We start from the raw sequence: 18226 nt of genomic DNA on the forward strand, positions 1-18226 counted from the left end.
GCACCTAAAAACGATATGAAACCGATTGCTTTATGATGTATGTCAAATTGTGGTTAAAAAATCCGAGCTGATTTGGGGCAGGGTATATAGTTAAAAGGTCAGCAGTACGTCGTGCCTATAACTAAGTTGCTCGGAGGAAGCATCGGAATGCGCCATCTCATGCTAATGATCCCGTTGTTCTTTTCATCTTGGGTTAGTGCAAGCAATCCAACCCTCGTCTATTTGGTTTCCGACATGCGCATTCCATTTTGGCAAATCATGTGGGGAGGGATTGAGGATAAGTCTCAGCAACTGGGTTATCACTCGGTGGTGTTTAGTGCCGAAAACGACGCCAAGACAGAGCTTGAAAACGCGATTGAAGCGATCAATCTGAAACCTGCTGGAATCATTGTTTCACCCACCAATTCTTCTGCGGCGGTCACCATTCTTAAAATGGCCGAACAAGCGAACATTCCAGTGGTTATTAGCGATATTGGCACAGAGAGCGGCCAGTATGTCAGTTACATCGAATCCGATAACTATTCTGGTGCGTATCAACTGGGCAAGATCCTCGCCAGTGCGATGGAAAACAAAGGCTGGTCGAATGGTCAAGTCGGGGTCATCGCCATTCCGCAAAAAAGGCGCAACGGCATGGAGCGTACCGAAGGATTCTTAGAGGCGACGAAAGAGGAAGGTTTACGCGTGGCTGCTATCGTTCAGCAACGCGATTTCAGTTATCAAGAGACCTACATTTACACCCAGAAGCTACTGCATGACTTCCCAGAGATACGAGCAATCTGGTTGCAAGGCTCGGATCGCTACCAAGCTGCCATCGATGCCATTGATTCATTGGCGAGAAAGGATCAAGTGATGCTGATTTGTTTTGATGCGGAACCTGAATTTGTCGAGATGATTCGCAAGCACCAGTTGGTGGGTGCTGGCATGCAGCAGCCATTTCTGATGGGAGAGAAGGCCGTTATGGCTATGCACATGCATCTAGAAGGAATGTCCGTCAACAAAAAGCAGTTAATCGACGTACTCGCGGTGTCGAGCACCAATGTGGAACAGTTACTTGCCACCATAACGCGCAATGTGCTTGGCCAAGATGAGGGTGACTGATGAGAGATTGGCTGGCTTCTCTTCATAGTAAACGTTCACTAACCCTGTTTCTCAGTGTCAGCCTGATTTTTACTTCATCTGTGGTGTTCGTTCTTTATGGTGTGTACAGCTACTCCTTAAGAAGCGAGCATATGGAAAATGAAATTCGTGGCCAAGCGGAGGAGAGTGCCACACGTTTAAGCTCAACCATCGCTGGTTACATCGAAAGTTATCAGATCCACGAATATGACAAACTGCTTTATACCGAACTGACCACGTCCAATCACTATGCGTTACTCGCCATCTTGGTCGATAACTACCAAATGACGGAACTCACTGGTCAGCAGAGTTACGTGACTGGCTACGTGAAATTACCGTATTCCGAAATTGTCGAGTATCAACCAAATCTACTTCAACAACAGCCCATCTTAGACAACGCTTTGTACAAAAAGAGCGTGACGATTTATAACCAGAATAGAGAGTCGATTGGGCGTGTTGATGTCTATGTGACGGGCGAGCTTTTGTTGTTGGAAAAACGCCATCTTTTGCTCAACATTGTCGCCACCATCTTCTTACTGGTGGTGTTGCAAACTTGCCTCTCTTTATTCGGTATCAAGTGGATTTTGATTCGACCGCTGAATCAACTTTCGCATTCGTTGACGCAACGTGATTGCGATGGATTGCCCCTCAATAAGCTTAAAGTGTCACCCTACTCTGAACTGAAAGTGTTGACGCAAACCGTCAACGGCATGTTGGAAGTCATCTCCGCGACAAGAGACAAACTGCATGTGGAGCATGAACGGCTAGAGAACGTGATTCGTGGCACCAACGCGGGTACTTGGTATTGGAACGTTGAAACGGGAGAGACGCGTTTTAACGGTCGATGGGCAGAAATCATTGGTTATACGCTAGAAGAGATTTCACCGGTTTCGATCGAAACTTGGCTCAAGTATGTGCATCCGAGCGATCTCAGAATGTCCCAACGCCGTTTGACGGACTACTTCGCAGGTAAAACCGATATGTACGAATGCGAAGTGCGAATGAAGCACAAAGATGGCCATTGGGTTTGGGTGATGGATCGTGGTCGAGTGGCGCAATGGAATGAAGATGGCAAACCGCTCGAGATGTTTGGCACCCATGTGGATATCAGCGAAAGTAAGGCACGTGAACGGCAGCTCGAGTTGGCTGCCAATGTATTTAAGTATGTGCATGAAGGCATTGTGATTACCGATAGCAAAGGCAGCATTGTTGATGTGAATCAGGCGTTCACCTATATATCGGGCTACGAAAAATCGGAGCTGCAAGGCCAAACGCTTAAGCTACTGAAATCGGGTATGCATGATGAAGATTTTTATCATGACCTGTGGGAGTTGCTGCTTTCACGTGGTTACTGGCGTGGCGAAATTTGGAACAGACGTAAAAATGGCGAGGTGCGCCCCGATCTGTTGACCATCAGCAAGGTAGAAGACAGGCGTGAAGATGAAGTTCGTTTTGTGGCGCTTTTCTCGGATATTTCCGCGTTGAAAGAGCATGAATCTCAGTTGGAGAAAATCGCTCACTATGATCCTCTGACAGAGCTCCCCAATCGCTTATTGCTTAAAGAGCGATTGCTCAATGCGATGGAGCGATCACGCCGTTATAAACACCATTTAGCGGTATTGTTTCTCGATCTTGATGGCTTTAAGCAAGTGAACGACACTTATGGCCATGATGCGGGTGACGATGTGCTCTATCACGTGGCCGCACGAATGAAAGATATGGTGCGAGAAGGCGACACGTTGGCGAGATTGGGTGGCGATGAGTTTATCATTTTGATGCCCGATGTGCGTGACAGTTATGACGTTGAACCCATTGCGCAGCGTTTTTTACAATCAGTGTGTCGCCCAATCTCGATTGGCCGTGACCAGATTTCTCTCTCCGCCAGTATCGGTGTTTCGATGTACTTTGGTGAAGAAAACCTCGATTCTGATGCGCTCATTCGCCGAGCCGATCAAGCCATGTATCAAGCGAAACTCGCTGGAAAAAACTGTTACATGTTTTACTCGGGGGAAAACCCAATCCAGCAGTTTTCCCGTACAGACAAATAACCATCCTTGTGGCCAGAGCCCGAACGAGCGCACCAACATAAGAGCGCTGTTTAGCTCAGCATCCCAAGTGCTTTGAGTTTGCGATAGATCGTATTCCGGCTGATGCCAAGCAGTCGTGATGTTTTACTGATGTTACCTTGTGTGGCCTGATAGGTGTTAACCAGTGACTCTTCGACGGTTGATCGAATGTTTTTGACGTGTTGTTCCTCAGTGGCCGTCAGTGCTGGGATTTGTCCAAGCTTATTGGCCAAATGAGGTGGAATATGGCCAAACGTCAGTAAGTGCTCCCCTTGTGCCATGAGAGCAGCGACTTTCAACATGCTGTCGAGCTCACGTAGGTTGCCCGGCCAATCATAGGCGAGTAAAAGAGTCATTAAGTGAGGGCAAAGTTGCTGCTCTGGTTCGCTGTAGCGACGATGGATATGCTCAATTAAAGCTTGTTTGTCGCAGCGCTTGGCAAGGCGAGGCAGTTCGATGACCAATCCATTTAAACGGTAGTAAAGATCTTGGCGGAACTGACCAGTCTGCACTAACTGATCCAAATCTTTGTGTGTGGCGGCAATGATCTGAGTGTCTACTTGTACGCTTTGATTCGAACCGATCGGCAGTACGGTGTTGTCTTGCAGCACATGCAGTAATCGGCTCTGTGCTTCTAATGGCAAATCAGCAATTTCATCGAGAAAAAGAATGCCTTTGTCTGCTTGGCGAATTTTACCTTGGTAGCCTTTGCTATTTGCCCCCGTAAACGCCCCTGCGGCGTAGCCAAACAGTTCGGATTCAATTAGGTCTTTGGGTAACGCCCCGCAATTAACGGCAACTAACGGTCCTTGCTTTCTTTGGCTATTTTTGTGCAGTGCTTTGACAAATTCGTTTTTACCCACCCCCGTTTCGCCAAGGATCAGTAAGCGAATGTCTTTATCGATGACCCGATTGGCTTGTTGCCAACAGTGTTCTACTTGGCTATCTCCGAAGTGCAGATCGTTTGATGGGCTAATGGTGCGGCTGCGGCGCTGTTGGCGTATGAGGGTTTTTGTTTCAAAGACCAAAGTGGGTGTGGTTTTGTTTTGGTTTAAAATGGCCTCCAGCGAGCGTCCGATGACAATCTCCTGTGCCAGCAACTGTCCTGCCACTTGGTTGTGAGCCAAAATTTGTCCCGATTCGTCGGCAATCAAGATGCCCTGCCAGCCACTGTTGAGCAGAGATTTCTCACAAGCAAGATCCACTCGAAAATGACCATCTGGGATCTGATTGAGTAACTGATTTTCAACCAGTTGTACCATGTTTTGTACCAATACTTGGGTAGAGAAATCGTGCTGTTGCTGTTCGCTGGTAATATCCAAGATGCCAATGAGCGTACCCGTATGATCAAACAGTGGGCTGGCTGAGCAACTAATAAAACGGTGATGTTGGATAAAGTGTTCATCTCCAATCACGCTTACCGGTTTTGCCTCAACCAAAGCGGTGCCAATGGCGTTGGTGCCTTTCAATCGCTCTTGCCAACAAGCGCCGGAGCTCAGAGCGATCTCGGTGAGTTTTTCACGAAACTTGGGTTGTCCCCAACTGCCGATGATCACGCCTTGGTTGTCGGTTAGAATCAAACGGCTATCAGTGTGAGCAAACAGTTGGTTAAACAGAGGCAGAGCAAGCTGTGTTACCGCCTCAATGAGGCCATGGTGCTGTTGCTGGCGATCTTTTAGCATTGCAGGGGTCAGCCGAACATCCTCAGGGCGACGACGCTGTTTTAAACCGGCTTGTTCACTTCTGTCCCACGAGCTGTTCAGCCAGTTGGGCTTGCTAACATGTTGAAGTTGCATACTGTTCCATTCTGCCACAGTTTGGGTGTACCAATTTGGAACAGTTGAACAGCGCGTATCACGCCACTCGTTATTCCATTCTCGACAAACCCAAGTTGTTATCGTTTGGTAATCATAGTTTTACATTTAATTAACAACAAGCGTTGTGTTTCTGGCCTGTGACTTGCGTTATGGCTTAGGTAAAGCAGTGCGAATCGACACTGTGTTTTAAACCAAACGAGAAACAAAAGGACGAGTTATGATTTATGCACAACCAGGTAGTGACAACGCTGTCGTGAATTTCAAAAGCCACTATGACAACTACATTGGCGGGGAATGGGTGAAACCGGTGAGCGGTGAATATTTCGATAATATTTCGCCGGTTAACGGCCAGGCTTATTGTAAAGTGGCTCGCTCAAGCGCGGCGGACATTAACTTGGCCTTGGATGCGGCGCACAGCGTTCGTTATCAATGGGCGAAAACCAGCGTGACGGAGCGTGCCAATATCTTGCTGAAAATCGCCGATCGCATTGAAGCGCATCTCGAAGAGTTGGCGGTGGCGGAAACGTGGGAAAACGGCAAACCTGTACGTGAAACGCTGGCGGCAGATTTACCGCTGGTGGTCGATCACTTCCGCTATTTCGCCGGGTGTATTCGTGCGCAAGAAGGCAGCGCTGCGGAGCTGGATGCCAATACCGCGAGCTACCACTTCCCAGAGCCGATTGGCGTGGTTGGGCAGATCATCCCTTGGAACTTCCCTATGCTGATGGCGGCATGGAAACTGGCACCCGCGTTAGCGGCAGGCTGCTGCGTGGTTCTTAAACCAGCAGAACAAACACCGACCTCAATTCTGGTGCTGATGGAAAAGATTGGTGATCTCATTCCCGCTGGCGTGGTCAACGTGGTCAACGGCTTTGGCGCAGAAGCAGGCCAAGCACTAGCCACCAGCAATCGCATTGCCAAACTGGCGTTTACCGGCTCAACCGAAGTGGGTAATCACATACTTAAATGTGCCGCGGAAAGCTTGATTCCATCAACGGTGGAACTCGGCGGTAAGTCGCCCAACATCTACTTCCCTGATGTGTTTGATTATGAAGATGCTTATCTGGACAAATGCATTGAGGGCACTCTACTTGCCTTCTTTAACCAAGGCGAAGTGTGTACTTGCCCTTCACGCGTGCTGGTCCATGAGTCGATTTACGATCAGTTCATTGCCAAAGTGGCAGAGCGTGCCAAGAGCATCAAACAGGGCAACCCGCTTGATACCGACACTCAAGTGGGTGCCCAAGCGTCGCAAGAGCAGTTTGATAAGATATTGAGCTACTTGGAAATCGGTCGCCAAGAAGGGGCAAAAGTGGTGTTTGGTGGTGAGATTGCCAAGCAAGAAAACGATCTAGCGACCGGTTACTACATCCAGCCGACTTTGCTGCAAGGTCACAACAAAATGCGTGTGTTCCAAGAAGAGATTTTTGGCCCGGTGATCGCGGTGACAACCTTTAAAGACGAAGCCGAAGCGCTGGCCATTGCCAACGACACTGAATATGGCTTAGGCGCTGGTGTGTGGACTCGCGATCAAAACCTAGCCTATCGCATGGGACGTAACATTGAAGCGGGCCGAATTTGGATCAACTGCTACCACGCATATCCTGCACACGCCGCATTTGGTGGTTACAAAAAATCGGGCATTGGTCGTGAAACTCACAAGATGATGCTAAATCACTACCAAAATACCAAAAACTTGCTGATTAGCTACGATGTGAATCCGTTAGGTTTCTTCTAAGCGAACTGGCATTATATACGACCAAGAAGCCCCTGACGAATGGGGCTTCTTTCTTATTGTGGTCGTTTACACCAGATAAAAAATCAGCCAAAGCGAAGGGCAATGGCTGATGAAATGGGTTGTGAGTGTTGACGTTATTCCTCGTGGCTTGGATGGTTCTCCACTTCCACACGAGTAACCAGCAGTTGGTCAACTTTGTAGTTATCAATGTCCACCACCTCGAACTTGTAACCAGAGTAGATGATGGCATCCGTTCGGCGTGGGATCTTTCTTAGCATGTACATCATAAAACCAGCAATGGTTTCGTAGTTCTGCGGGTGTGGGAACTCATCAATGTTCAACGCACGCATCACATCGGTGATTGGCGTCACGCCATCCACTAACCAAGAGTGAGCATCTCGCGCAACAATTTGCTCTTCCCCTTCCGCCAATACCCAAGTGCCCATGACGGCACTTTGCAAATCGTTAAAAGTGACAATGCCCAACACCAGTGCGTATTCGTTCATTATCACGGCAAAGTCAGCGCGGGTATTTTTAAAGTAATCCAACGCCTCAGAGAGGCTCAAAGTGTCAGGAATAATCGGACAACTCTGCACCATGCTGCTGTCTTTGACGTTTAATGTGTGCCCGTTAATCAAACGAGTAAGCAGTTCTTTGGAATCGATGTACCCTTTGATGGCATCGAGTTGACCATCACACACCAGAAACTTGTGGTGAGGATCTTCGGCGATTTTCTTTCTCAGCGTATCTTCATCGTCTTCAAGCGACAGGAAGGTCAGGCTTTCGCGTGGCGTCATGGCAGAAGTGACGGGGACTGATTGCATTTCAAACACGCTTTCCATCATTTTTTGTTCGCCACGATCGAGCACGCCCGCTTCAGCGCCCGCATCCATCACTGCATAAATATCGTCAGAGGTAATGTCGTCGTTACGCTCAGCAGGAATGCTCAGCAGTTGGAAAATCAGGTTGGCTAAGCCGTTAAAGACAAAAATAAATGGCTTGAGAATCGTGATACAGACCAACATCGGGCCGACCAAGCTCATGGCGATTTTTTCTGGTACCGCCATGGCGATGCGTTTGGGCATTAAGTCGGCAAACAAAATAAACATGCTGGTGACCAAAAAGAAGGAGAGGAAGAAACTCACCTGTGCCAACCAAGCCGCAGGGACGATACCGTCAAGAGCGGCTCGGATGTGAGGGGTAAACGCAGATTCACCGACGATACCGCCCATGATGGCAACAGCGTTGAGGCCAATTTGCACCACAGTAAAGAAGTTACCCGGATTGGCTTGCAGTTCAAGCACATTGGTGGCGCGCACATCGCCTTCGTCAGAAAGCTGCTTTAAGCGAATTTTTCTGGCGGCGGCAAGTGCAATTTCCGACATAGAAAAAAAGCAGCTGGTTAAGATCAAGGCAAAGATGATGGAGAGATTCTCAAATAGGCTCATGGCGAGTTTCCAAGTTTTCTTCAGGGTTACCACACCGAATGAATGGGAGAGAAAGGGCGTGGTCTGTCTGCTAAACAAATGAGAGGTTCGGACGGGATACTCAGCAAGCGAGATACTGGCTGTTTCTGCTTATTGGTTCGAGTTCGCCTCGGCCTTGGTATTCTATACCTAAGCCGAGAAGAGATGAAGCTGCTCACACATTTCTCATGGTGATTTTTGTGCGCTAAAATAACATAAATTATTGAATTTCATGACATTTATAAATCCACTGAATTATTGACTGAGCCTCTCATATTGAATCTTTTCAGTATGGCATTTTGGAACTGCACTCTCATTCCGCTCAATCTTCATTTTTAAATTGCTTGTCTCATAAATGATAATTAAATCCTAACCTACTTATTAATAACGATATTTCTTAGATTTTCAGAGAAATGTTGTGGGTTAGTGTTGCCTAAATTTGGGCTCAATCTATTCAAATAATAATGAGATAAGCCAATCATGAAGAAAAAACCACTGACACTTCTCATAGCGGGGCTATTGGGAAGCACTGCTGTGTGGGCGCAACCAGAGTTGACGCTGGTACAGATCGGAGAGAAAACCGTCGAGCGTCTGGAATCGATCAAAGCGATGGCTGAACGCGGCGAAGGCGTGTTTGAACGCAATGGCGAACGTTGGATCAATTACCGGGGTTTTGAGTACCGTCTTAGCTACAAAAATGATCTTAAGTTCCCATTTTTGCCCTACCAAGGCGGCGATGACACACCGTATCGTAATGTGATCGATTTTGTCGATCAAAGCTGGGAATTCATGATGTACGACGGTGGTTTTTACCTGATGAGCCTTGAATTCGGTGTTTACGAATCGGATGAGCAAGGCTGTTTTGTTGAATACATACCTGCGGCACACGGATCGAAGCGTGCAGATGGCAGTTACGTTTGGGAGCGTGATGTTATTTACCGAACAGAAACCAACGATTGTGGTGCTTTGGTGAAGCCTGCCATCCATTCTGTCACGGTATCGAGTGTCTCGGATGTGGGCGTATCGTTTGATTGGTTAGGTCAAAACGAGTCGGACACGACGCAGCTGACCTTGACCAATGTGAGTGACGGCAAGGATGTTCGCCATTATGACGCCGTCTCGGCGGGTTTTTTCATCGGTGGGCTCCAGCCTGAAACACAATATGAGATGGCGCTGCGTTCTTGCAATCCAGTGGATTGCGCCGAGCCACAGGTGGTGCGTTTCACCACTCAAGCCTCTCGCGTTGGCTTTGCCGATGAGATCCCAACGCCTAACCATTTGCAAGGCAGTTTAGAAGGCGGTTTGGGCATCACGCAAACGCACACTTCGGTCGCGCCAAATGGCAATGAGCTGACAGGGCAAGGCCATTTGGATGTGATCATGAACCGCGAAGCGATGCTGCTTTTCACGCCATCGCAAGGCGAAGAGATCAACCAAGTGCGTGCAGAAGTGCTCCTTGATGGCGAGGTGATTCACAGCAGCTTGATGTTGCCGCCAAGCGCTCTGGCTGCGTCGGATCAGCCTGACAATGGACGCATGAAAGTGGTGTTTTCTCATCATGCTTGGTCGCTGCCACTGCAATGGAACTGGATGAAGCCGGGTCTATCGCTGCGCTTGACCGACAACTTAGGCCGTGAAGGGGTATTGAGCCAAGGGGAGATCCAATTTGGTGGCGCGCCAGAGTTGGTGATCCAAAACATCGACATGGGCATGCTTATCGAGCCGCGCAATCGCAATACCATGATCCAAAACTTACCGACGCTTGCAGCGGATTACTTCCAGAAGATCCCTGCCTCCAAGTTGGTGATGGCCGATTACACGCCAGCGCATTTTCCGATTGTGACGATGCCAAACGGCGTGGTGTACACCGATAAAAGTGCCAGCACTGGTGGTTGGCACAGTGGCGATATGCGCGAAGCGATTGGTAAAGCCATGGTCTCAACGGGCATCAACAATGCCAACGTCGGCATTTTAACCAGCGCAGGTTACTCACAGCAGTACAACCGACGCTTCAATCACATTACTGCCCATACCAACGTTGGGGTTTACACCAAAAAAGACACTGATTTACCGCAAGTGATTGTGCATGGGGGCAGTGGCGGTGGTGGTATTGTCACGCTAGAAGCCACCACGGGTAATGAATGGTCACATGAACTTGGCCACAACTATGGATTGGGGCATTGGCCGTATATGGCGTCGATTCACGATATGGAATCGGGCTGGGGCTGGGATGCTTTCCATCAACGCTTTATCGGCAACCTACATTGGACAGGCGATGTGTACACCCAACAACAAGGGGACGACATCGTACCGCCATTCAAAGATGCGTTCCGATTTATGCGTGATGCGCAAAATGGTGGTGAAAATGAAAGAGTGGGTACGATTAGCCGCTTTACCCTTGAGCACCCTGCACAGTCACGCAAAGCGCAGCGTTGGATGAACAACGGTTTTAATCTTGATAGCAGCAGCCCGAGCGGTTATGTGCAGTGGGATCAAGCCGCGCAGCGCTATCAAACGGTCGAGACCGACACACCTAAACCACAACAAACGGGTGTAGCAGTAATGACGCTATTGGGTATTTATGACCCATATAACGAAAAGCCAAGCCAAATTTATCCGCTGGTTTACTCCAATTACGGCAATGTGTTTGAACTGCCGCAAGGCGTTCAAGGAGAGTTCCAGCCAGAGGGTTGGCAGCCTGTGGCAGATTTAACCCCAGCGGAGCTTGAGAGTGATAGTTGGCAAACCTTGCGCATGGATGGTGAGCAGCAACGTGTGTGTAAGTTCACCTTCCAAGCGGCAAACGGCGACAGTGCTGTCTTTGTTGGCGGTGTGGATCAGAGCATCGATCGTTGTTCATCTGGCCGTGATCTCCAATGGCACATTAATTCCAACATGACATCGGCGCAAGGTGACTATGAGTTGCTCTCCAAGTACGGTCGTGGTGCGGTCACGTACACGCCTACACCAGAGGTGGGGGAAGTGACGCTCTGTATACTCAATAAGTCAGGCACCGATCACGATGGTGCGGGTTTTGTGGTGGGTAACAACTGTGAGCAAATCTCAGGCGTGATGCATAAGCATGGCAAGACCTGGCGCTACGCGCTACGTGGTGATGAAGTACTGCGCCCTAGCTACAAAACTCAAGGTCAGTGCCAGTTAGATGTCGAGTTTGCTAATGGTGCCAGTGAGCGAGTGGTACTGAATGCCTCTCGTCATAGCGTTAATGACAGCAACAAATTCCACGTTAACTTAGCGATGGATAATGGTGTGCCAACGCAGGTCCGCTTAAGTTGTTCAGACAGAAATGGCGAGACCGAGCTAACGCGCTTCACCCCTGAGCAAAATCCACCAATTGCGGATCTCAAAGGGCCGATCATTATTGGTCAGGAATATGGCTACAGCCAAGTGGTCGACATGACCCCAACGTTTGCGCAAAACGACACGCTCCTAAACGAAGACTTCGCGACCATTACTCAGTTTGATGCGTTTGTTGCTGAGCATTATGGCCGTGGATTGCTCAACAATGGCGTAACTCACGCTGAACGTCGAGCAGGCGCGCTGTATGTGTTCGCGAATCCAGAAACGGGCAGTCGCGACTATTTTGTCATGCGCACCGTGGAGGCTCAGGCTTTCCCGACCAATCAAACCAGCAATGGCGATTGGAAATACCTAGGCTCTGCAGATGACTACGTGAACTTCACCTTCAACCCGATTGCCTTCGATCGTGCAGAAGGTCTCCGCATCGAAGAGCGCGTGAAAGGTTATTTTGCTGCCTCCCGTCTATTGAGTTGGGAAGAGCGCCACAGCACCGCGTGGGGGAGTACGGAAAACGCCGTTTTTGTTGGGCAAATCGAGGGTGAAAATCACTACTTCATCCAGAAACGCCCTGGCGAAGGAGAGGCATTCCCAACCAACGCTGCATCAAACCAAGATTGGTATTTCTTGGGCAGTGACAGCACCATTCAGGCTTATCTGGATGAACTCAATCGTGATTTGGCGAGTTTTGAACGCGCTCTGTTGGAATGGTACCAACAAGATGCGATGGGCGTTTGGGGTAGTGATGGTCAGCGAGGCAAAGTGAATGATATTTATCAATACGCTTTCCGTGGCGGCTACCATTACTACCGTCTAAAAACCACCAGTTACGGTTACTTCCCTTGGCCGACGGACAACAACTCAAGCAACCATCAGTGGGCCTATTTAGGCCAGTTCTAATGATGAGTTAGTGGTGCCAATCAAGCCAGTCTCGATGACTGGCTTTCTTTTTCTCGTTTTTCTCGTTTTCAAGTTTTTGAGCCATTTTTCGCTTCGATGATGTGTGTTCAATGCCGTTGGTGAAAGCATTTGGCGTTAACCTGAGGTTTACAACGGCGGGAGAAACCACTATCTTACGCCGCGTTATTTTTATTCAACGGATAATTCAAGGACCCCATGGCTGTTTTAGAAATTTTAACCGCACCCGATCCACGACTACGCGTTCAATCTAAAGAAGTAACGGATGTTGCTGCAGTGCAAACTCTGATCGACGATCTGCTTGAGACGCTTTACGAAACGGATAATGGTGTGGGCTTAGCGGCGCCGCAAGTTGGCCGAGAAGAAGCCATTGTGGTGATTGACTTGTCAGAAAATCGCGATGAGCCACTAGTGCTGGTGAACCCAAAAGTGGTCAGCGGCAGCAATAAAGAGATGGGTCAAGAAGGTTGCCTATCGGTACCAGACTACTACGCCGATGTTGAGCGTTACACTTCGGTGGTCGTGGAAGCGCTCGATCGTGATGGTAAACCATTGCGAATCGAAACCAGCGAGTTTTTGGCGATTGTGATGCAACACGAGATTGACCATCTTTCTGGTAATCTCTTCATCGATTATTTGTCGCCACTGAAGCAGCAAATGGCGATGAAAAAAGTGAAAAAACACAACAAGCTTCGTGCTCGCTAATTGAACAGTAAAAAGGCCGAGTTCAATTGAACTCGGCCTATTCCAGACGCGCAAGCGAAAGCGCCGTAAATGTGCATCGCATTGGGTATAAAGACGTTTTATCGGTTTTCTTTCTCGATGTAAACGCCCTAAGATTAAAGTTCAAAAAAAATTCATATTATTTGGAGTAGAATCTCGGTTTGTTAGGGAAATTCTGAATTTTTATTCGATAACAACCGCGGTGCCACTGGCAGACACCATCAACATTCCATTACTTTGGCCTAAGACTTCGTAGTCGATATCAACACCCACTATCGCATTAGCACCCAGCTCTCGCGCTTTCTGTTCTAGTTCTTGAAAGGCGATGTTTCTTGCTCGTTCGAGTTCTCTTTCATAAGTGCCAGAGCGTCCACCGACCATGTCTCTAATACCTGCAAACAGATCTTTAAACAAATTGGCGCCGAGAATCGCTTCGCCCGCAATAACCCCTTTGTAAGCAATAATGCGTTTGCCTTCGATGTGCTGCGTTGTGGTTACGATCATCGTGTTTCCCTCTATATTGGTTAAAAAGTGAACTTAAAGTATTTCCAGAGGAAATAAAAGCCAATCTAGCGATGGTATTGTACGAATTCAACTCAGCGATGATCTCTGCCCAAAAGTGGCTTTTGCTCATGTTATCCATTCAAGAAAAAGATTTGACGCTAAATGTCGTCAAAACTGATGCCTCATGTACGTTTTTACTTTCTGAATGTGTGTCTCACGGTCAATTTCAGACCACTGTTTCCGGTCAACAAACGCATTGGCGTATTTTTGGTCGAGCTTGTGGATGAGGAAAAGCACGTAGAGTTTAGGATCAATATGACCCGATGTGGCCATGTTGGTCATGATGTCGAGTGACTCCGCCAATGATTTGCCTTTTTTGTATGGGCGATCGCTGGAGGTCAACGCTTCAAACACATCGGCAATGGCCATGATGCGTGCTGGCACAGAAAGCTGCTCTTCATTTAGGCCAAGCGGGTAGCCTTTGCCATCCATGCGTTCGTGGTGACCGCCAGCAATTTCCGGAATGTTTTTCAAATGTTCAGGATAAGGCAGTCGATTAAGCATAATTTGCGTCTGGATAATATGGTCATTGATGATGAAACGCTCTTCATCTGTGAGCGTGCCGTAACGCACGGTTAAGTTGTGTAATTCGCCACGATCATACTTATGTTCACCCGGAGTGAGTACGTAATCTCGTTGCCAACTTTGTGTTGGGTTGATGTTGTTTTCCCATGGTACTTTGTGCACTTCTTTGTCGGCTAAAAGTGGTTCCATGACAGGCAGTTCAGGTTTGTGGGTGTGGCGCTGCTGTTCTATCCAAGAGATACCGAGTTGGTCATCAAGAGTTCGTTTCCACTCTTTTCCCGCGATGGTTTTTAGGCGTTGGATATCCGCTTCGTCCATCGATTCTCCGCCCACATTACAGCGGGCGACAAATGCGAACTCTTCATCCAGCTGGCGGTGTAAGGTGGTGAGGTGCGCTTTCGCGGCATCGGGGTCTTCGCCTTTGTATCTCGCCTTCCAATAGTCGACTTCACCCTGCAGTTTCAGCACTTCAAAGCGCATTCTCACCTCGTGGATGCGATCGTAAATGGTTTCAAGTTTGGTCGCTTTGTCCACCACATATTCCGGCGTGGTGACTTTACCGCAGTCGTGCATCCAAGCAGCGAGTTTGATCTCTTCCCACTGTTTATTGTTGACATGGAAGTTTGGAAAGTACTTGTTGTCACCTTCGGTGACTTCGGTTAACCAAGTGACTAACTGCGGCACACGTTGACAATGGCCACCAGTGTAGGGCGACTTGGTATCGATGGCGGATGCGATCAGCTCAATAAAGGCATTGAGCATCTCTTTTTGTTGCTGCATTTGGTCGATGTTGTCTTTGGCGATTTCCGCAAAGCTGAGTAGCTCTCTTAAAAAAGCATGCTTGGCAAGTTGGGTTTCACTCGGTGGACGCTCGTAACCCACAGTGACAATCCCAACGAGCTGCTTCTCGCGGTTGAGCAACGGAAAGAGGAAAACATCGGAGTTGAAAATGGTATCTTGATGGCGTTTCAGGGCGTTGGTGTCTCTATCTAAATGAATCGTATCGCCTTCCTTAAGCTGCGCCATCAGCCAAGGGGTCTCGCTGACAAACTCGTTAATATCGACCTTGAACGGAATGATGGCATGATTGGCCGCAAGTACCAGCTTATTTTCCTCTTCGGACTTGATGTACAAAAGGATGGTTTCGGCTTTGGTGACTAAATAGGCCTGATGTGCAATGGTCTTCGCTAGTACGGCAAACTCTTGATTACCAGCGGTATCCCGCAGCAAGCGCAGTAAGTCGTGCAGTGTGTGTTCCATCAGCTCTATGGAGCTGGTTAGGTTGGATACCTCTTTGATTAGACTTTGCGGGTAACGAGTTCGTTTGAAGTTGAAACGAGCAATGTTATCGGTCAGATAAACCAAATTCTGCAAGGGTTTTGCTAAGCGGTTTGCCACCAACCAGACGATACAAAAACAGACGGCAAGGAGCAAAACGGCGGTAATGACTTGCTTGTCGCGCATCGAGAGAAGATCCGCCAAGATTTCCTCTGTTGGAGAAGCTTCGGCTAGGAAAAGCTGCACTTTGTTGGTCAAATGCACGGGCGTTAAAGTTACCGACCAATCCTCTCCGTCGAATTCCGTTGTTTTGAATTGAGGGTCCTGCATGCCGAGGTTGGCGAGCAAAGGGGAAAAAATACTCTGTTTGAGTGCTGTTTGCTGCTGTTCAAACGCTGTCGATGGGTCAATGTCCAGTTGATGTTGCGCCAGTAGTCGGCCTTCTTTATCCAACAATGCTAAGCGGGTTTGTGGAGAATAGGCCAACTGTTTAATTTGATTCGAGAGGCTGGCTAATGTGAAATCTGCACCAACGACGTATTGACCATTTGCTGATCGTCTCGATAGGGTTACGCCGTTGGTTTTGAGAAAAAAGAAGAAGTAGGGCTCCGTGAGTCGTATTTCTCCGTCGCGTTCAGCGTTGATAAACCAAGGCCTCACTCGTGGGTCAAGCGTGTTGTCGCTGGTTTTCTTTTGCGCGATTTTCTTGAACTGATCATCAAGGTAAATGAACTCATTGGTGCCATCGACATCCGTATTATTGATCAAAAAAAAGGTATTGGTTGGCGCGTCAAAACTGCTGCGTATTTCCGATGAGCTCAGTATTCGATATTGCGTAAACATCCCCGTTTCGGAGGCGTGGTAAAGCGCGACAAGATTTGGGTTTTCCTCAAAAATGTGTGCAAGCGTCTCTAACCAAGGCTTGAATTTCTCTGGCTGCTTATAGTCCTCGAGAAAGGAGCTGACCGACATAAAATCGAGTGTGGTCAAAATGGGCCCCACCGAGGTCTGAAAAGCCGATTCCAATTTATGGGCGTGTTCGTTACTTAAACTTTCAGCCGTTTTGGTTAACAGAGTTTGGGAATGGGTGTAGCTGATCGCAATAAGAGCCACGCCCACTATAGTGGTAAGAAAGAGGAACAGGCTAGTGATATGAATACTCAGAGGGTAACGTTGTTTCTTCATGAGCGCTCCGGGTTCGCATCAACAAACTCGTTACTGTCACCCGTTCAAACCATTAGGGGGTGTTCAGTCAAATCGAGACATGGTAGTTACTTTGAATAAGTATTGTCGAAATTATCCGGCTTGCCAAAAAATAACTGGTTGATTTTTAGCCTATATACGCTAGCGTGTTTACTAGGCAAGCAAGGAGGCAAAAGGATGTTGACACTGAATTATCATATCGAAATCGAGGCCAACGCAGAAAAAGTGTGGCAAGTGCTCACCGATTTTGAGCTTTATAAGCAATGGGCTAAAGCGTTTTCTCCACAATCGCAGTTCGACGGTGTTTGGCGCGAGGGGGAAGATATCAAATTTTTTGACCCAGACATGGGCGGCACGCGAGCGGTCATTGACGCAATAGAGCCTCAACAACGCATCGAATTTCATCATGTTGCCATCTTTAATCCTGACCATATTCAAGATATCGACAGCGATGTGGCGATGAAATGGATTGGTTCTACGGAACGTTACCAACTTCGCCCGAAAGACGGCAGGTTACTGTTGATGGTGACCATCACGACACACAGCGATTTTGTTTCCATGTTCAATCATGGTTGGGAAAAGGCGCTTCCCCTGATAAAAGCGCTGAGTGAAGAGTAAACTTATTTCACATCAGATCGTTGCGCTACGAAGTGTCGTACAATGTCGATGTCAATCCGATTAAGTGAACTAGAGAAGTGAAATGGAACTGAAGATCGACACACATAGCCATACTTATGCGAGTGGCCACGCCTATAGCACGCTGATTGAAAATGCGCGTAGCGCGAAAGAAAACGGCTTGGCGATGTTTTGTACCACCGACCATGCAGAATCCATGCCCGGAGCGCCTCACTATTGGTTTTTCGCCAACCAACGTGTCTTGCCTCGTTTCCTCGAAGGCGTGGCGATTTTACGCGGTGTGGAAGCCAATATTCTCAATACCGAAGGAGAGATTGACCTCCCTCTCAGCGTGGACCCCAATTTGGATTGGGCGATAGCCAGTTTCCATGAGCCTGTTTTTGCTCCTTCCAATAAAGAAGCGCACACCCAAGCATTGCTCAATGTGATTCAATCTGGTCGTGTTGATGCGTTGGGGCATTTGGGTAATCCACACTTTGATTTTGATTTCCATGCGGTATTGCTCTGCGCTAAAGAACATAACGTGGCCATCGAGATCAATAATTCCACTTTGAAAGGGCATAGCCGAGTCGGCAGTGTTGAGCGCTGTTATGAGATTGCGCGAGTGGGTAAAGCGCTTGGCGTCTATTTTACAACGGGCAGTGATGCACATTTTTGTCACGATGTTGGCAAGTTGGATCTCGCTAGAGAGCTACTGACTTCACTCGATATCGATTCCCGTCAAGTGATCACGCACAGCCCAGAGCAGTTCCTGAACTTTCTTGAGTTGAGGGGACGTGGAGTGATTGAAGAATTTGCCTCTCTCCGTAAGTGATATTTACAATTTCTTTACCCTATTATCGAGGCTCATAGAGTACA

11 protein-coding genes are annotated in these 18226 nt (G+C 48.2%); 7 read left to right on the plus strand and 4 right to left on the minus strand.

Annotated elements, in window-relative coordinates; translation table 11 throughout:
* Positions 1-147: 147 nt before the first annotated feature.
* Both FC652_RS06000 and FC652_RS06005 read left to right on the plus strand, forming a co-directional pair.
* Entirely contained in the window at positions 148-1098 is a 951-nt protein-coding gene (locus tag FC652_RS06000; protein WP_217904535.1) for a substrate-binding domain-containing protein, read from the plus strand.
* Positions 1098-3164, plus strand: coding sequence for a diguanylate cyclase (locus tag FC652_RS06005; RefSeq protein ID WP_176297886.1), 2067 nt, complete (start codon positions 1098-1100; stop codon positions 3162-3164). Before FC652_RS06000 ends, FC652_RS06005 begins: the two co-directional genes overlap by 1 nt.
* Positions 3165-3214: 50 nt before the next feature.
* Here the strand turns inward: FC652_RS06005 and FC652_RS06010 are convergent, their stop codons facing one another.
* Complete coding sequence (locus FC652_RS06010; RefSeq protein ID WP_176297887.1) at positions 3215-4978, minus strand: sigma-54-dependent Fis family transcriptional regulator; 1764 nt, start codon at positions 4976-4978, stop codon at positions 3215-3217.
* Between the two features lie 238 nt (positions 4979-5216).
* Here FC652_RS06010 and FC652_RS06015 point away from each other — a divergent pair, with 238 nt between their 5' ends.
* Positions 5217-6737, plus strand: coding sequence for an aldehyde dehydrogenase family protein (locus FC652_RS06015; RefSeq protein WP_176297888.1), 1521 nt, complete (start codon positions 5217-5219; stop codon positions 6735-6737).
* A gap of 134 nt (positions 6738-6871) precedes the next feature.
* Here the strand turns inward: FC652_RS06015 and FC652_RS06020 are convergent, their stop codons facing one another.
* The gene (locus FC652_RS06020) at positions 6872-8185 is read right to left on the minus strand and encodes a hemolysin family protein (RefSeq protein WP_176297889.1); all 1314 of its coding nucleotides are present in this window, start codon (positions 8183-8185) and stop codon (positions 6872-6874) included.
* 498 nt (positions 8186-8683) lie between these two features.
* On the opposite strand from FC652_RS06020, the gene FC652_RS06025 reads away from it, so the two are divergent.
* Both FC652_RS06025 and def read left to right on the plus strand, forming a co-directional pair.
* Positions 8684-12421, plus strand: a complete 3738-nt coding sequence (locus FC652_RS06025) for a M66 family metalloprotease (RefSeq protein WP_176297890.1) — start codon at positions 8684-8686, stop codon at positions 12419-12421.
* A gap of 216 nt (positions 12422-12637) precedes the next feature.
* Positions 12638-13144, plus strand: a complete 507-nt coding sequence (gene def, locus FC652_RS06030) for a peptide deformylase (RefSeq protein ID WP_011081780.1) — start codon at positions 12638-12640, stop codon at positions 13142-13144.
* A 201-nt stretch (positions 13145-13345) separates the two neighbouring features.
* On the opposite strand, the gene FC652_RS06035 is transcribed toward def, so the two are convergent.
* Complete coding sequence (locus FC652_RS06035; protein ID WP_176297891.1) at positions 13346-13666, minus strand: heavy metal-binding domain-containing protein; 321 nt, start codon at positions 13664-13666, stop codon at positions 13346-13348.
* A gap of 168 nt (positions 13667-13834) precedes the next feature.
* Positions 13835-16714 carry an HD domain-containing phosphohydrolase gene (locus FC652_RS06040; RefSeq protein ID WP_176297892.1) on the minus strand — a complete coding sequence of 960 codons (2880 nt, stop codon included), beginning with the start codon at positions 16712-16714 and terminating at the stop codon, positions 13835-13837.
* A 195-nt stretch (positions 16715-16909) separates the two neighbouring features.
* Between FC652_RS06040 and FC652_RS06045 the strand changes: the two genes are divergently transcribed.
* Both FC652_RS06045 and FC652_RS06050 read left to right on the plus strand, forming a co-directional pair.
* A complete protein-coding gene (locus tag FC652_RS06045) occupies positions 16910-17350 on the plus strand; it encodes an SRPBCC domain-containing protein (protein ID WP_176297893.1) in 441 nt (146 codons plus the stop codon).
* A gap of 82 nt (positions 17351-17432) precedes the next feature.
* The gene (locus FC652_RS06050) at positions 17433-18182 is read left to right on the plus strand and encodes a phosphatase (protein ID WP_176297894.1); all 750 of its coding nucleotides are present in this window, start codon (positions 17433-17435) and stop codon (positions 18180-18182) included.
* Positions 18183-18226 lie beyond the last annotated feature (44 nt).

The organism is Vibrio sp. 05-20-BW147 (assembly GCF_013369385.1).
In the GTDB taxonomy this organism is placed as follows: domain Bacteria; phylum Pseudomonadota; class Gammaproteobacteria; order Enterobacterales; family Vibrionaceae; genus Vibrio; species Vibrio floridensis.

What these genes read in the sequence shown, in the direction of transcription:
- FC652_RS06020 (WP_176297889.1), bottom strand. Translation starts at nt 8,185, where the DNA reads ATGAGCCTATTTGAGAATCTCTCCATCATCTTTGCCTTGATCTTAACC.
- FC652_RS06025 (WP_176297890.1), top strand. Translation starts at nt 8,684, where the DNA reads ATGAAGAAAAAACCACTGACACTTCTCATAGCGGGGCTATTGGGAAGC.
- FC652_RS06005 (WP_176297886.1), top strand. Translation starts at nt 1,098, where the DNA reads ATGAGAGATTGGCTGGCTTCTCTTCATAGTAAACGTTCACTAACCCTG.
- FC652_RS06040 (WP_176297892.1), bottom strand. Translation starts at nt 16,714, where the DNA reads ATGAAGAAACAACGTTACCCTCTGAGTATTCATATCACTAGCCTGTTC.
- FC652_RS06015 (WP_176297888.1), top strand. Translation starts at nt 5,217, where the DNA reads ATGATTTATGCACAACCAGGTAGTGACAACGCTGTCGTGAATTTCAAA.
- FC652_RS06000 (WP_217904535.1), top strand. Translation starts at nt 148, where the DNA reads ATGCGCCATCTCATGCTAATGATCCCGTTGTTCTTTTCATCTTGGGTT.
- FC652_RS06045 (WP_176297893.1), top strand. Translation starts at nt 16,910, where the DNA reads ATGTTGACACTGAATTATCATATCGAAATCGAGGCCAACGCAGAAAAA.
- FC652_RS06050 (WP_176297894.1), top strand. Translation starts at nt 17,433, where the DNA reads ATGGAACTGAAGATCGACACACATAGCCATACTTATGCGAGTGGCCAC.
- def (WP_011081780.1), top strand. Translation starts at nt 12,638, where the DNA reads ATGGCTGTTTTAGAAATTTTAACCGCACCCGATCCACGACTACGCGTT.
- FC652_RS06010 (WP_176297887.1), bottom strand. Translation starts at nt 4,978, where the DNA reads ATGCAACTTCAACATGTTAGCAAGCCCAACTGGCTGAACAGCTCGTGG.
- FC652_RS06035 (WP_176297891.1), bottom strand. Translation starts at nt 13,666, where the DNA reads ATGATCGTAACCACAACGCAGCACATCGAAGGCAAACGCATTATTGCT.